This window comes from Mycobacterium rhizamassiliense, from assembly GCF_900157375.1.
GTDB lineage: Bacteria > Actinomycetota > Actinomycetes > Mycobacteriales > Mycobacteriaceae > Mycobacterium > Mycobacterium rhizamassiliense.
Genome location: NZ_LT721901.1, coordinates 4166328 through 4181721 on the forward strand (window position 1 = coordinate 4166328; position 15394 = coordinate 4181721).

12 protein-coding genes are annotated in these 15394 nt (G+C 67.4%); 5 read left to right on the forward strand and 7 right to left on the reverse strand.

The features are described from left to right. Nucleotides 1–14: 14 nt before the first annotated feature. The 3 genes from MRAB57_RS20120 to MRAB57_RS20130 all read right to left on the reverse strand — a co-directional run bounded on the left by MRAB57_RS20120 (nucleotide 15) and on the right by MRAB57_RS20130 (nucleotide 3848). Nucleotides 15–1280, reverse strand: coding sequence for an NAD(P)/FAD-dependent oxidoreductase (locus MRAB57_RS20120; protein ID WP_077088908.1), 1266 nt, complete (start codon nucleotides 1278–1280; stop codon nucleotides 15–17). A gap of 267 nt (nucleotides 1281–1547) precedes the next feature. Next, nucleotides 1548–2195, reverse strand: coding sequence for an Rv1733c family protein (locus tag MRAB57_RS20125; protein WP_077088909.1), 648 nt, complete (start codon nucleotides 2193–2195; stop codon nucleotides 1548–1550). A 129-nt stretch (nucleotides 2196–2324) separates the two neighbouring features. Further along, the gene (locus tag MRAB57_RS20130; RefSeq protein WP_077088910.1) at nucleotides 2325–3848 is read right to left on the reverse strand and encodes a PucR family transcriptional regulator; all 1524 of its coding nucleotides are present in this window, start codon (nucleotides 3846–3848) and stop codon (nucleotides 2325–2327) included. Nucleotides 3849–4329: 481 nt separating this feature from the next. Here MRAB57_RS20130 and MRAB57_RS20135 point away from each other — a divergent pair, with 481 nt between their 5' ends. Further along, entirely contained in the window at nucleotides 4330–6195 is a 1866-nt protein-coding gene (locus MRAB57_RS20135; protein ID WP_083743473.1) for a molybdopterin-dependent oxidoreductase, read from the forward strand. Between the two features lie 177 nt (nucleotides 6196–6372). Here MRAB57_RS20135 and MRAB57_RS20140 read toward each other — a convergent pair whose 3' ends face one another. From MRAB57_RS20140 to MRAB57_RS20150, 3 genes are all read right to left on the reverse strand, one after another. Next, nucleotides 6373–6879 carry an Rv2253 family sensor-like surface protein gene (locus MRAB57_RS20140; RefSeq protein ID WP_108638113.1) on the reverse strand — a complete coding sequence of 169 codons (507 nt, stop codon included), beginning with the start codon at nucleotides 6877–6879 and terminating at the stop codon, nucleotides 6373–6375. Nucleotides 6880–6958: 79 nt separating this feature from the next. After that, nucleotides 6959–7888 (reverse strand): diacylglycerol kinase, encoded by a 930-nt coding sequence (locus MRAB57_RS20145; protein ID WP_077090718.1) that lies wholly within the window; start codon nucleotides 7886–7888, stop codon nucleotides 6959–6961. A gap of 14 nt (nucleotides 7889–7902) precedes the next feature. Continuing rightward, entirely contained in the window at nucleotides 7903–9483 is a 1581-nt protein-coding gene (locus MRAB57_RS20150; protein ID WP_108638114.1) for an FAD-binding oxidoreductase, read from the reverse strand. Nucleotides 9484–9530: 47 nt separating this feature from the next. Here MRAB57_RS20150 and MRAB57_RS20155 point away from each other — a divergent pair, with 47 nt between their 5' ends. The 4 genes from MRAB57_RS20155 to MRAB57_RS20170 all read left to right on the forward strand — a co-directional run bounded on the left by MRAB57_RS20155 (nucleotide 9531) and on the right by MRAB57_RS20170 (nucleotide 13926). Beyond that, nucleotides 9531–10100 (forward strand): TetR/AcrR family transcriptional regulator, encoded by a 570-nt coding sequence (locus tag MRAB57_RS20155; RefSeq protein WP_077088912.1) that lies wholly within the window; start codon nucleotides 9531–9533, stop codon nucleotides 10098–10100. Beyond that, nucleotides 10100–11626 (forward strand): glycerol-3-phosphate dehydrogenase/oxidase, encoded by a 1527-nt coding sequence (locus MRAB57_RS20160; protein ID WP_077088913.1) that lies wholly within the window; start codon nucleotides 10100–10102, stop codon nucleotides 11624–11626. Before MRAB57_RS20155 ends, MRAB57_RS20160 begins: the two co-directional genes overlap by 1 nt. A gap of 39 nt (nucleotides 11627–11665) precedes the next feature. Continuing rightward, a complete protein-coding gene (locus MRAB57_RS20165; RefSeq protein WP_245835967.1) occupies nucleotides 11666–12304 on the forward strand; it encodes a TetR/AcrR family transcriptional regulator in 639 nt (212 codons plus the stop codon). An 80-nt stretch (nucleotides 12305–12384) separates the two neighbouring features. After that, complete coding sequence (locus tag MRAB57_RS20170) at nucleotides 12385–13926, forward strand: FAD-dependent monooxygenase (protein WP_077088914.1); 1542 nt, start codon at nucleotides 12385–12387, stop codon at nucleotides 13924–13926. Between the two features lie 10 nt (nucleotides 13927–13936). Here MRAB57_RS20170 and MRAB57_RS20175 read toward each other — a convergent pair whose 3' ends face one another. Then, nucleotides 13937–15358: an acyl-CoA carboxylase subunit beta gene (locus MRAB57_RS20175; protein WP_077088915.1), complete on the reverse strand. Its 1422-nt coding sequence runs from the start codon at nucleotides 15356–15358 to the stop codon at nucleotides 13937–13939. Nucleotides 15359–15394 lie beyond the last annotated feature (36 nt).

The window sequence follows — 15394 nt, forward strand, 5'->3', positions numbered from 1 at the left end:
GGTATCGGGGAGCGCTAGTGGCCGCTCCTGCGTAGCGGATCGAACTCGCGCAGGGCTTGGGGTTGCTTGCCGGTCGTAATCTGTTCGGCCAGCAGCCGCCCGGTGATTGGGCCGTGTGCCAATCCCCACATGCTGTGTCCGCCTGCGACGTAGACGCCAGGTGATACCTCGCCGATCAGGGCGCGGCCATCGGGGGTGACCGGGTAGGCGCCAACCCACACGTCGCCGCGCTCGGCCCAGCGCGCCCCGTCCAACAAGGGACTGGCCGAGGCGACGATGGCCTCCACCCGCTCTGGTATGACCCGCTCGTGGGGGTGTCGGAATTCCATGGTGCCCGAAACACGGATTGCGCCCTTGTAGGGCGTGCACGCCACCCGCGCGTCGGGCAGGTAGATGGGGGTGGGTATCGGGCGGTCCACGGGCACGGTAAACGAGTAGCCGTGACCGGCCTGCACCGGAACGCGCAGCCAGCGGTCCGTCAGCTGCGACAACCGCGCGCCGGTGGCGATCACCGCGGCGTCCGCGGTCAGCGCTTTTCCGTTGCGCGGGTACACGGTAACCCCGCTGCCCGAGGTGAGTACGTCGCGGATTTCCAGCCTGCGGATCGTCGCCCCGCGGACCACGACTGAGCGCCCCAGGGCCTCCACGAAGCGTCGCGGGTCGACGAAGCGCTGCGCGTTGATGTTCAGCCCCGCGGTGACCGCCTGCGACGCCAGGGGTACTTGTTCGCGTAACGCCTCGCCCGACAATGCGGTGACATATATTGTCTGCCTGGCCTTTTCGAGTTCGTGTAGCTGCGTCATCGTTCGTTCCGCCTCCTGGGCGGTGCGAAACACCGCGGTGACCGGTGCGTCGGTCATTGGTGCATCGACCCCGTTGGCGGTGAGCACGTCGAAGGCTTCGAGGCATTCCTCGTTCAGGCCTACATTGGCCCGCATCGCCCGCTTCCACGACGATCGTCGGCAGTTGGCGGCGAACTGGATCAGGAAGGCCCTGAGTCCCGCGTCTGCGATCAACGGGATGTGCAAGGGGGCGGCCGAATCCCACCCCGCGCGAAGCGCGTTGCGCAGCACCGCCGGGGAGTTCAGCGGGAGGGTCAACCCCGGGGCGATCCACCCTCCGTTGCCCCAGGAGGCGCCTGCGGCCACGCCGGCGCGGTCCACCACCGTCACGTCGACTCCGCGTTCCTGTAGGAACCACGCCGTCGACAATCCGACGATGCCGGCACCGACCACGATCGCCGACCGCGGTCCGCCGTCAATCTTCTCGATGCCGACCATCACATACCTCCGTAGCTGAGCTCTGGTTGTCAATTCCCATGGTGGCGTGGGGGACTGCCCGACCGCTTGCCCCAACCGGACAACGGCGCAGTGGACTCTTGTCGGTTCCCCACAACGCTGCTGCGTCGTGATCGTGAGAGAGATTGCGATACCGCGACCGGCGCAGGGCATCGCACGTGAGCGCCCGAAGGTGCTTGAGGCAGCAACGTCACACTCGCCCCGGACGCCGCGGCAAAGTGAAATTGCTACGGCGAGAACGGCAGTGGGCTAGGGCCGGTTGGTTCGCCCGTCGCAGTTGCCGGTGAGATTGTCGAAATCATCTTGCCATCGTGCGTGGCGGGTCCGGTTAAGGGCAGCACGGGTGCCGGCGACCAATACGCCTGCCGCGGCCGTCAGGCCCAACCAGGTCAGTGATGCGAACGCCACTGCCTCGTCGTAGGCGGTTCTGGGCGGCGGACCGACATGGGAGCCGTCTCTGTCTACCCAAATGTCAATCGCATCACCAGTTTTGACTCCAGGAGGCGCCGAGACTGGACCGGTATGCTCGTTGCCGGCAGCAGACCATTCGCCGATTACGGTGACCATCGGGCCTAACGATTCGCGGTGGACGACCTTGTGGTCGGTGATTGTCGCAGGTACCACGTGACTGTTCTGGGCCTGCTCGGCGTAGAGGTGGCTGCGGGAGTCGTACACCGAAGTGCCCACGGCGGCCGCAATCGGCACCGCAGCGAGCGCGATCGCCATTGCCAGCACCACAACCAGTGCCTCGACCCGATCGCTCCAGCGCACAAGCGGGTTGAGGCTAAACAGCCGCGTAAATCGCCACCGCGGCAAGCGCACGGTGAAGGCATCCCAAATACCATCGTCGTCCGGGGGGTCCGGAAGACGGTGAGAAGCGGGATGCGGGGTAGTCATCGGGCCATTCCTATCGACGGGTCGCTATGGCTCAATTTTCCCGCGGGTGAGCCGGGCACGTCTTGCGGAAATTCGACAACGGCGTTGCAGTGCCTTGTTGACTTACGACAGCGTCGACGGTTAGTACAGCTAATCGTCGTCTGTGGCCGCGAGCTCAATCATCATGGCCAGGCGCTTTCTGGCGTCGTCCAACGGCAGGTTGGTGATTTCGGTCATCTTGCGCAGCCGGTTGCGCACCGTGTTTTCGTGTACTCCCAAACACCGACCGGCCTCGGCCGGGTCGCCCTGGGCCTCCAGCCACGCTCCCAATGTCGCCACGTAATCGGTCTCGTTGGCGCGGTCGTGGCGGCGTAGCTCGGCCACGGGTCCACGATTTGGGGACCGGCCTGACCGTGACGCGGTGCGCAACCGTTGCAGCAGGATTTCATCCCACGACTCGTCGTAGGCGGGAGGTGTCTGCCGAGACGTCATCTCATGAAGGGCGAGGCACTCGTCGGCCTCGTGCCGGGCGGCGGCGAGGTCCGCCACCTCTGCCACCCCGCTGATGCCGGCCAACACCGTGACCTCTTCGGGCATGGCTGCCTGCAAACCGGTGATCCAGCGTCGTGCCGTCGCTGCCTGGTCGCCAGGAAGCACGGTGTAGACGGTGTTGCCCGCCAAAGCGCTGCGGCCCGGACGTGACCACCCGAACCCGGTGGTGGCACGCTCGAAGGCCATCAGAAGAGGGGCGTCGCGTTCGGCACCGGCAAACGCTTGGAGTGCGATCACCCTCAACCCGCTGTGCGCCAGGCCGAGTCGGCTGGCCACGGTGGCGGCGTCAGCGGTGCCCTCCAACAACCGGATCAACAGCTCGGACTCAACCTGGCGCTCCAAGTCCGCGCTGGCTCGTGACCGCAGCAGATGCAGGGCCACCGTATGCGTGCCATCGGCCAAGGCGTCGAGAGCGGCGCCTTCCAACGGCGCCCGACAGGCCACCCACACCGACCCGATGACCTCTCGCCCCGAACGAACCGCCACCACCATGCGGCCAGTAACGCCATGCTCGGCGTCCTCGGCGACAAACAGTGGAGCGTCAGAGACCGCCAAGTGGGCGAATACCCCGCGAGCTTCGAAGAATGTCCGCAGCTGCCGTGGTGTTTGTCGTCCCAGGATTGTCGCCACCCGCGCCGGGTCAGCGTCCTGCTGCTGCCTCGAATACGCCAGCACGCGCAACAGTCGATCGTGGATGACCACTGCGCTGCCGATCGTATCCGCCAGACTGTCGGCCAGCGCGAACAAATCCGTTGGACCGCGGCCGGATTCAGTCTCGCGGCCTTCGAGTACCAGCCCGTAGACCACCGCGGCCAGCTCGCTCCACGACAGCGTCTCGTCGACCACCATCACCGCGCCGGGCACGGCGTCACCGTCGAACGCTATCGGCTCCTCACCTTCGCGCGTCAACACCACGACAGCACTCGCCGAGACTGCCCATTGCACCGCTTCTTTGAGCGAGCCAGCACCAATTGCCAGCAACACATCGCCCACCGCGGGGCGACCTCCGGCAGCCTCGTGGATCGCCACGCTGCGCAGTTCGGTCGACCTAGGCACAGAGGACCAACGCAGTCGGACCCCATAGCTACCCAGCACATTCACCATGCGGTCCAAATTGATCACGAGCGGCTCCCAATCCCGAACTGATCGCCAGCGTAATCAGAAATCAAGCGGGTTCCATTCAACCGGGGCGAAATGATACGGCCACTATCGCCGTCGCAGACGACAAGAACGTCGGCCGCTGCTCTGGCCCAGACACCGCGCGCAATACGACGGGATCGAATGCGACCGGTGACGGTGGACGCCTGCGGATTCCTTAGCGCACTGTGGCACAGTGCGATTCGAGCGATTCACACACCGAAGGTCACGACGACGACGACGAATTACGGGCTCCTTCGTTACGTTGACGATATTGCTCACTCTGCTCGAGTCTCGCCTGCGTTTCGGCAGGCTAGCCACTACTGGTGGTCGACACGAAGCTGGCTGGTCTTGGCCGCGCCGCCCCGTGGGCCGAGTCACTCGTCGCGGCCCTTACGGACCAGGTACGTTATGGGCTAGAGTTTAGCCAAGAAGACTTGTAAAAATTGAGCAGATACGAGACGGCATGGCCGACAATGAACTTGACGCCCGGCAGGCCCAAAGTAGTGGTGCTGACGACTACATCGATTCGTCCAGAGCCGCCGTGACTGCCCCGGCAGATGACGGTGAAGAGGCGAAGCGGACCGAGGGCGTCCGCAACGGACACCAGGGTGCGGGGTATCGCACTGAGCTGATCGTTGCCGAGAACATCGTCAACCCGGAGACTTGGGCCGGCGGCTTGGAGGACAAACGAGCTATTGCGCCGCGACTGCGGGTAGGTCGTGACAAGTGGTTCAACCTACTGTGGCTGATTCCTATCGGATTCGCGCTGCTGGTCGCGGCGGTGGCCGTGGGCAAAGGCCTGCACAACATGCCGGCGGTGCAGGCATTCATCCAGCGTTATCCCGGTACCCACGTGCCTTCCGGGGTCGCCCCAGGCATCCCCGCCTGGGTGGGCTGGTCGCACTTTTTCAACTTGTTCTTGATGATGTTCATCATCCGCTCCGGGATTCAGATCCTGTGCGACCATCCGCGGCTGTACTTCAGCCGCAACGCCACGCCCGGCAAGGACGAGTGGCTCCGCGTGGCACAGCCGGTGCCGGACGACCCGCTGTGGACCGCCAAGGACGATTCGGTTGGGCTGCCCGGTCAGTTGGGATTGCCGGGGATTCGCCATTCCATCGGGCTGGCGCGGTGGTGGCATCTCGGCGTCGACGTCTTGTGGCTGCTCAACGGCGCGGTCTTCTATGTGCTGTTGTTCGCTACCGGGCAGTGGCGCCACATCGTGCCGACCAGCTGGGACGTCTTTCCCAACGCCGCCTCGGTGGGGATCCAATACCTGTCGCTGGACTGGCCGACAGACAGCACCTGGGTGGCCTACAATGGCATGCAGTTGCTGGCGTACTTCATCACCGTCTTCATTGCGGCACCGCTCGCAGTCATCACCGGGCTGGGGATGTCGCCTGCGCTGTCGATGCGCCTCACTGCGATCAGTAAACGGTTGAGCATCCAGGCAGCACGCTCGCTGCATTTCCTGGTACTGGTGTATTTCCTGTTCTTCATCGTCGTCCACGTCACGCTGGTCTTCGCTACCGAGGCGTTGCGCAACCTCAACCACATGTTCGCCGCCCGCGACGACAACAGCTGGGTCGGATTCTGGATCTTCGCCGCTGCCATGGTGGTAGTCGCTGTCGGCTGGGTGGCCGCCACCCCGCTCACCTATCGCCACCCGCGGATGGTGCAACGGGTCGGCTACGCGCTCATCGGACCGCTGCAGCGGCTGTTCGAGTACACCAACCCGAAGCCGGGCGCGTTCACCGAAGACGACATCTCGCCGTACTTCTGGCACAACGGCACCTACCCGGAAACCGTTGAATACAAGGAGTTGGAGCGGAACAACTTCGTGGATTGGCGGCTGCGAATCTACGGTCTCGTCGAGAACCCGACGGAGTTCACGCTGGGCGAGTTGCATGACTTGCCGTACCACGAGCAGATCACCCAACACTTCTGCATCCAGGGCTGGTCGGGTGTCGCCAAGTGGGGCGGTGTGTCGATGCAGACGATCATGGACATCGTCAAACCGCTGCCCGAGGCGAAATGGGTGGTGTTCTACTCACTGGGCCCCGGCGCCGACGGCGGAATCTACTATGTCGCGCACCCGATCGAGCAGATGAGCAACCACCTGACCATGCTGGCCTACGACATGAACGGCGAACCGGTGAGCTACGGCCACGGAGCGCCGCTGCGGCTGCGCAACGAATTGCAGCACGGCTTCCGGCATGTGAAGTGGCTCAAGGGCATTGAGTTCGTCGCGCACTACTCCGAGTTGGGTAGCGGTTACGGCGGTTACAACGAAGACCACGAATTCTTCGGGCGACACCAAACCATCTAGTGGTCGTGTCGGGCAGATCGTCGAAGGGTCGGGCGCGTTCATACACATGCGACGTAACGATGTCATCCGATGGATTTGGCAGCGCAACACGCCAGCAAGAGGGCGCCGTGGGGTGGCCGGCGGCATCACATCAGCGCGGGGGAACGCCAACCCGGATCCGCGGCCAGGGCCCGACGATCACACCGTCGGCGGGTGCACCGGCGCGGCCGTCACCGGCATGTCGACGTTGCCCTGACACGCGCCGCTGGTGATATCGGTGTGGAAGACGCCAGTGAGGACGCCGTTCGCCCCCGGCGTGTAGGCGGTCACCGACTTTGCGGGGTCGTATTCGGTTGTCCCGTCGGGCAATAGACAGTCCCATTTCCAGGCCATCTGGCGCACCCACTGGGAACCGTTCCAGGTGAACTCGATGGTCTGCGGCATGGAGTCGTTTTTGGGCGGCGGGGGATTGTCCACCGTGGCGATGCAGCTGCCCGCCGAGCATTTCGAGCTGATGGAGACGGTGGAGTGATGGGCGTATTCCGGCTGGCTGGCGGCCGTGCTGGTGCCGACCTTCGCGTTGGCCGACAGCGTCAGCATGTACTGCCCGTTCCACAGCGGATCGGCGGCAACCGCCCCGGGCGCAGGCCATACCAAGCCACCCACCGCCGCGACGACGATCGCAGCCCTGCGGCGTCTCGACATCTTTTCCTCCTCGAGGAGCGGCCGTGCTGCGATGACGCAGTCCTGCACACATGTCGAATTTCGCGAATGCGGTGTTACATCACCGGGACCGGGCCGGGCAGAGAACGCGCAGCGCGGCGGGTACCGCGTAGATCTCGGCGGGCAGCGCGCAGGCGAAATCGCCGTCGGCGTAGACGTTGATGCCGGGCGACTCGACGTAGATCGACCTGGCGCGGGCCGTGGTCACCTCGTCCAGGTCGACGTGGGTGCCCTTGAACACTGTCGGAAACAGGCGCAGCAGTTTGGTCCGCGACGCGCCCGTCAGCATGGTGATATCGAGCAGGCCGTCGGTGGGATCGGCGTTGGGGCAGACCAGCATTCCACCCCCGTAACTGCGGGTGTTGCCGAAGGCGGCAAGCGTGATGTCGGCGTCGATCTCCTTGGTGCCGTCCAGGACGATCCGGTACGGCAACAGCCGCAGTTGCGACAGCTCGGCGATCATCGCGGTGTAGTAGCGCAGCCTGCCGTGCGGCCAGCGCATCCGGTTGGCGCGGTCGGTCACCAGCGAATCGAAGCCGGCGGCGGCCACGGTGCCGAACCACTTGTTGACGCCCTTGTCGTCGCGGATCCGGCCCAGGTCAACGGTTTCCGACCAGCCGTCGACGATGATGTCGGCGGCGGCCTCGGGATCCTTTGTCGGGATGCGGAATTCGCGGGCGTGGTCGTTGCCGGTGCCCGCCGGGATGATGCCCAGCGGAACGTCGGTGCCCGCCAGGACTTGCAGCGCGTTGGAGACGACGCCGTCGCCGCCGGTGACCATCAGTGCGTCGGTGCCCCTTTCGAGGGCTGCGCCGGCGAGATACCGCGCGTCTTCGGCGTCGTCGCCGATGATCTCGACGACCTCGATGCCCTTGTGCTGCAGCCTTGTGATGGCGATCTGCGCGGCGCGAATGGCCGCGCCGTGTCCCGATGCGGGGTTGGTCAGCGCGGTGACCTTGCCGATCTCGCGCCGCTGACGTTGCCCCGTCACGGGACGGTTTGCGGTCACGGAATCAGCTTGCCCGGGTTGAGGATTCCGGCCGGATCCAGCGTCGCCTTGACCGCCCGCAGCACCTGCACGCCCAGCTCGCCGATCTCCTCCTGCATCCACGGCCGGTGGTCGGCGCCGACGGCGTGGTGGTGGGTGATGGTGCCGCCGGTCGCCATGATCGCATCCGACGCGGCGCTTTTGGCGGCCTGCCACTGCTCGATCGGGTTGCCGCGCTGCCCCGCGACGACCGTGAAGTACAGGGAGGCGCCGGTGGGGTACACGTGCGAAATGTGGCACATCACCAGCGCCGGTGTGCCGGATTCGGCCAACGCGGTGGTGAGCGCTTCGGTGACGGCGGCCTTGAGCGCGGGAACTCCTGCCCAGTCGGTGGCGGTTTCGAGCGTCTCGCACAACGCGCCGGCGGACAGCAGCGAGTCGCGCAGATACGGCGCGGCGAAGCGGCCCCGCTCCCACGCCCGGGCCGGTTCCTCGCCCAGCGGGGTACCGCCGTGAGCCGCCAGCAGTGCGCTGGTCTCGGCCTGGCGGCTCTCGACATGTTCTGTGGTGCCCTCGAACACGCTGATGCCCAGGCAGCCGCCGGTGATCTGGCTTTCGCCGATCGACTCGGTGGTCGCGAGATTGATGCCGGTCTCCACCTCGTCGGAGAGCCGAATGACGGTGGGGCCGCTGGCATTCTGCGTGGCCGCGCGCAGCGCGGCCGCCCCGGTCGCGAAGTCGGGGAACGACCACGCCTGGTAACCAACGGTTTCCGGCTTCCGGTGCACGCGCAGCCGCACCTGCGTGATGACGCCCAGCGTGCCCTCCGACCCGATCAGCAGCTGGCGCAGGTCGGGGCCGGCCGCCGATTCGGGAGCGCGGCCCAGGTCCCAGGTGCCGACGGGTGTGATGACCCGCAGCCCGCGCACCATGTCGTTGAACCGGCCGTAGCCCGCCGAGTCCTGGCCGGAGGATCGGGTCGCCGCGAAGCCGCCGATCGTGGCGTATTCGAAGCTCTGCGGAAAATGGCCGAGCGAGAAGCCGTGCTCGCCGAGCAGGCGTTCGGCGTCCGGGCCGGTGACGCCGGCCCCGAAGACCGCCTGCCCGGATTCTTCGTCGAGCGAGATGAGCCGGTCGAAGCGGCGCAGATCGAGGGAGACGACCGCGGTGAACTGGCCGCGGGTGGGATTGAGGCCGCCGGTCACGCTGGTGCCGCCGCCGAACGGGATGACGGCGATGCCGTGCTCCGAACAATAGGCGAGGACCGCGGCGACGGCGTCGTCGTCGCCGGGCAACAGGATCGCGTCTGGGGCGTCCTGCGCCCCCGGGTTCTTGCGTCGCAGCAGGTCGAGGGTGGATTTGCCGCCGGCGTGCAGCAGCCGATCGCGGTCGTCGGTGTGGCAGAACTCGGCGCCGACGATCGCGGCCAGCGCGTCCCGGTCGGCCTTTGAGAGCGCCGATGGGCGCAGCCGGACGTCATCCGGTTGTAGTTCGGATTCGGCCGAATCATCCAGTCCGACAGCCTGTTTCAGCAGCGACCGGATCCCGTCGGACAGCGGTTTGGCCGCCGCGGGGTCTCCCCATGCGTCCCATTTCATCGGCGGTAGGAGTGCGTCGAGGTCCGTCATGCGTTACAGTATTACACATGCTGTCAATCAGTAACGCGCCTGCGGACATCGGCGAGCGGATCCTTTCGGCCGCCGCGAGCTGCCTCGTCGACTACGGCGTGGATCGGGTGACCCTCGCGGAGATCGCGCGCCGGGCGGGCGTCAGCCGGCCGACCGTCTACCGGCGCTGGCCGGATACGCCGTCGATCGTGGCGGCGGTGCTGACCAGGCATATCACCGAAGTGATGCAGGACGCGCCGCTGCTCGGCGACGACCGCGAGTCGCTGGTACAGCAGATCGTTGCGGTGGCCAACCTGCTGCGCAGCGACGAGCTGGTGATGTCGGTGATGCACTCGCAGCTGGCGTCGACCTACATCACCGAACGCCTCGGGGCCAGCCAGCAGATGCTGATCGGCGCCCTCGCCGAACGGCTGCGCGCCGCGCAGCGCCACGGCAGCGTCCGCGCCGGCAACCCGTTGCAGATGGCCACGATGGTGTTGCTGATCGCCCAGTCGACCATTCAGTCCGAACAGATCGTCCGGCCGATCCTCGACGCCGACGCGTTGGCCGTCGAGCTCACGCACTCGCTCAACGGATACCTGTCCTGATGACCGCCACCCTCAACGCCGCCCGCCGCGCAGCCGACCTGGACGCGCTGGCCGGCGGCGAACCGCTCGACGTTGTCGTGATCGGCGGCGGGATCACCGGCGCCGGGATCGCCCTCGACGCCGCCTCGCGCGGCCTGCGGGTGGCGCTGGTGGAAAAGCACGATCTGGCGTTCGGCACCAGCCGCTGGAGCTCGAAACTCGTCCACGGAGGTCTGCGCTACCTGGCCACCGGCAACGTGGGCATCGCCCGGCGCAGCTCCATTGAACGTGGAATCCTGATGCGGCACAACGCCCCTCACCTCGTCCACGCGATGCCGCAGCTGGTCCCGTTGCTGCCGTCGACGAACCACGCCAAGCGCGCGATGGTGCGGGCCGGATTCCTGGCCGGGGATGCGCTGCGGGTGCTCGCGGGCACGCCGTCGTCGATCCTGCCGCGATCGCGCCGGATCTCCGCGGCACACGCTTTGGAGTTGGCGCCGACGGTTCGGCGCGACGGCCTGGCCGGCGGCCTGCTGGCCTACGACGGGCAGCTGATCGACGACGCGCGGCTGGTCGTCGCCGTCGCGCGCACCGCCGCACAGCACGGCGCCCGGATCCTCACGTACGTAGCGGCTTCCGAGGCCACCCGCACCTCCGCGCGGCTGACCGATCAGCGCACGGGCGAATCGTTCGACGTGGCGGCCGGCGCGGTGATCAACGCGGCGGGCGTGTGGGCCGGGGAGATCGATGAGTCGCTGCGGCTGCGGCCCAGCCGCGGAACCCACCTGGTGTTCGACGCCAGCACCTTCGGCAATCCCACTGCGGCGCTGACGATTCCGATCCCCGGTGAGCTCAACCGCTTTGTGTTCGCGATGCCCGAGCAACTGGGCCGCATCTACCTCGGCATCACCGACGAGGATGCTCCCGGCCCGATTCCCGATACGCCCGAGCCTTCGGCCGGCGAGGTCTCGTTCCTGCTGGACACGGTGAACACCGCGCTGCAGACGTCGCTGACGACGGCGGACGTGGTCGGTGCCTACGCCGGCCTGCGCCCGCTCGTGGACACCGGCGAGGGCAATACCGCCGACGTGTCGCGCGATCATGCCGTCGTCGAGTCGCCGTCCGGGGTCATCAGCATCATCGGCGGCAAGCTGACCGAATACCGCTACATGGCCGAGGACATACTGGACCGCGCCATCCGGCTGCGCGGGCTGAAGGCCGCGGACTGCCGGACCCGCAACCTGCCGCTGATCGGCGCGCCGGCCAACCCCGGTCCGGCCGCCGGCCCGGGCGCGGGTCTGCCGCGGTCGTTGGTCGAACGCTACGGCGCCGAGGCGCCGACTGTGCTCGCCGCCGCCACCTGTGCGCGCCCGACCGAGCCCGTCGTCGAGGGCATCGACGTGAGCCGCGCGGAGTTCGAATACGCGGTGACACACGAGTGCGCCCTGAGCGCTGACGACATCCTCGACCGCCGGACCCGGATCGGCCTGGTGCCGCGCGACCGGGAACGCGTTGCGGCCATCGCGGAGGAGTTCCTGGTAGTTTAAATGGAACTAATACGTCTCGCTACTGTGAGGGAATTCGCCGTGACAGCCGATAGCGCGGGAGGCGACCGGGCGGCCCGTCCGCCGCGGCGGTCGCTGGGCAAGAATCCGGGCCGCTTCGACCCGTCGCTGGACGCCATCATCCTCGAGGCCGCGCTGGCGGCGATGGGTGAACGCGGCTATGACCGGATGACCATGGACGACGTCGCGTCCCGCGCGGGCGTCGGGAAGGCGGCGATCTATCGGCGCTGGTCTTCCAAGGCCACGGTGGTCGCCGAGGCCATCGCCCACTGGCGGCGAGGACGCGCGCCGGCGGCGCCACCGAATACCGGAACCCTCCGCGGCGACCTCAACGCCCTGGTGGCCGCGGTTCCCGAGGTCGATGAGGCCGGGTCGAGCATGATCAGGGTGATCCTCGGCGTGGCGACCGCGGCGGTGCACGATCCCGTCCTCAGCGCCGCGCTGGACGATCTGGTGCTGTCGATTCCGCGCCAGATCGTCAGGACGGTTCTCGACCAGGCGGTGGCTCGGGGCGAGATCCCGGCCGACCGGGACACGTCGCTGATACCCGACGCCCTCTTGGGACTCAACGTGCTGCGCGTGCTGACGGGGCGGCCGATCGACCGCGTCTACGTGCGGCGGGTGCTGGATCAGCTACTGCTGCCGCTTGCCACCGACTAACAAACTTGCGGGTTGCCGTCATCGGTGCCACTCTGGACGTGAACGGAACTGATTCGTTCCGCCTAGCCTCAGGAGGGGCCATGAAAGTCACCCACGTCCCTGTGCTCATCGTCGGCGCCGGCGCCGCGGGGCTGGCCAGTTCAGCGCTGCTGGCCCAGCACGGCGTTCGCGCCCTGCTGGTGGAAAAGCGGCGTGAGATCTTCCTCTACCCGAAGGCCCGCAACCTCAGCTTCCGTAGCCTGGAAATCCTGCGCGGCCTGGGCCTGGGCGACCAGGTGCACGCGCTGGCCCACCAGGAGTCGACGGTGGTGGCCAGGCCAACGCTGAACAGTCCGTACGAGGAGCCCGCGATCGACCTGGACGCGATTTTCGCCGGCCTGGACGAGCTCAGCCCCGAGCGCGCCGTGCAGTACCTGCCGCAGAGCAGATTGGAGCCGATGCTGCTCGCCGAGACCCGGCGGCGCGGCAGCGAGGTGCGCTACGGGACCGAGCTGTGCTCGTTCGAATCCGACGAGCGCGGCGTCACGGCCGTCGTGCGTGATCTGGACACCGGATCCACGGAGACGATCCACGCCGACTACCTCGTCGCCGCCGACGGCGTGCACAGCCCGACCCGCACCGCGCTGGGCATCGCGACGGCCGGCTACGGCGCGCTGCCGATCTTTGTCGTCTTCATCTACTTTCGCGGGCCCTGGCGCAGGTTCGTCGCGAACCTGGCCGACGGCGACGGCGTCCAGGTGAAAAATGCTGACGCACAAGGCATCTTCATCCCGGCCGAGGGCGACCTCGGCATGTTCATCACCACGTACTTCCCCGCCAAGGGCGAGACGGCGGATCAATTCACGCAGCAGCGCTGCCGCGACATCCTGACCAAGGCGATCGGTGAAACGATCGATCTCGAGATCATCGAGGCCGCGGCGTGGCAGCCCTACGAGCAGGTGGCTGGCCAATTCCAGTGCGGGCGAGCCTTTCTCGTCGGCGACGCCGCCCACACCATGCCGCCCTTCAAGGCCGGGGGAGCCAACACCGCCATCCAGAGCGCGCACAACCTGGCCTGGAAGCTCGCCGCGGTCGTGCAGGGCACGGCGGGTTCCGGCCTGCTGTCCACCTTCGACGCCGAGCGGCATCCGGTCGGGCGCTTTGCCGCCCGTCAGTCCCTAGCCGGCCCGACGATCCCGTTGCTCCGGCTGGACGACGACCGACCGCTGCTGCCGCCCGACGAAGAGCGCCCGATGTTCGAGTTGCTCATCGGCTACCGCTACCGCTCGGCCGCGGTGCTGGGCAGCGGCCCCGACGACGCCGAGCGGGTGGACGAGCTGCGCGGGCAGCCTGGGACCCGTGTCCCGCACGCGTGGGTGGGTGAGGGCGTCTCGACGCTGGACCTGATCGGTTCGACGTTCACGGTGCTCACCCGCGACGAGCGCTGGTGCGCCGCAGCGGCTTCGGCGTCGATCGCCGCGCATCGCATCGTCAGTGAAGAGTGGGCGGACATCACCCGGCTCGGGCCCGGCGGTGCCTTGCTGGTGCGGCCGGACGACTTCGTCGGCTGGCGCGCCGACGAACTACCCGCCGACCCGGAAGGCGCCTTGCGACAGGCGGTTTCGACGATCCTGTGCCGTTAGGGCTAACGGATCAGAGCGGAATGTTCTTGTGGCGGCCGCGGCGCGCCGGTGCCTGCGCCAGCGCCTCGGTGATCCGGCTGCGGGTGTGGGACGGGTCGATCTTCTCGTCCACCACGCCGATCTCGATGGCGCTGTCCACGCCACCGGCGATCCGCTCGTGCTCGGCGGCCAGCTGGTCGTGCAGGGCCTCGCGCTCGTCGTCGGAGGCGGCGGCCAGCTTCTTCTTGTGCAGGATGCCGACGGCGGCCTTGGCGCCCATCACGGCGACCTCGGCGTCCGGCCAGGCGAACACCTTGGTGGCGTTCAGCGAGCGGGAGTTCATCGCGATGTAGGCCCCGCCGTACGTCTTTCGGGTCACCAGCGTGACCCGCGGGACGGTGGCCTCACCGAACGCGTGCAGCAGTTTGGCACCGCGGCGCACCACGCCGCCCCACTCCTGGTCCACACCGGGCAGGTAGCCCGGGACGTCGACGACCACGATCAGCGGGATGCCGAACGCGTCGCACAGGCGCACGAAACGCGCTGCCTTCTCGGCGCTTTCGGAGTTCAGGCAGCCGCCCAGGCGCAGCGGGTTGTTGGCCAGCACGCCGACCGTCCGGCCGGACAGCCGGCCGAGCCCGACCACCATCGATGGCGCCCAGTTGGCCTGGAACTCGTCGAACGGGGTTTCCTCGTCGAGGATCGCGGTCACGATCGGGTGCACGTCGTAGGCCCGCCGGGACGATTCGGGCAGCAGCGCGTGAATGTCGGTGTCGCCGGCCTCGGCCTTGCTGCGGTCGAAATGACCCTGCTGGCAGAACAATCCGATCAACCGGCGGCCGCGCGCGTAGGCGTCCAGCTCGTCGTCGGCGACGATGTGGCACACACCGGACTTCTTGTGGTGAGTCTCCGGTCCACCGAGCGACGCCATGTCGACGTCCTCGCCCGTGACGCTGCGCACCACGTCCGGGCCGGTGACGAACACCCGGCCCTCCGGCGCCATGATGACCACGTCGGTCAGCGCGGGGCCGTAGGCGGCACCGCCGGCGGCGAAACCGACGACCACCGAGATCTGCGGAATGTAGCCCGACGCGCGAATCATGGCCTCGAAGACCGTCCCGACCGCGTGCAGCGCCTTGACGCCCTCGGCCAGCCGGGCCCCACCCGAGTGCCAGATGCCCACGATCGGGCTCTGCTCCTCGATGGCGGTGTCGTACGCGTTGACGATGTGGCGGCACCCCTCGATGCCCATGGCGCCGCCCATCACCGTTCCGTCGGTGCAGAACGCGACCGTGCGCACACCGTTGACGGTGCCCGCGGCCGACAGCACACCGGAGCGGTCACGCTCGTGCAGCAGCTCGACGGTGCCCTCGTCGAAGAAGTTGCTCAGACGCAACAGTGGATCGCGGGGGTCGAGCGACTCGCCGACTGCCTCGGGGGCCATGAGTGTCATCGCAAATCTCCTGTGTTCCGGTGATGTCAGGGGTTA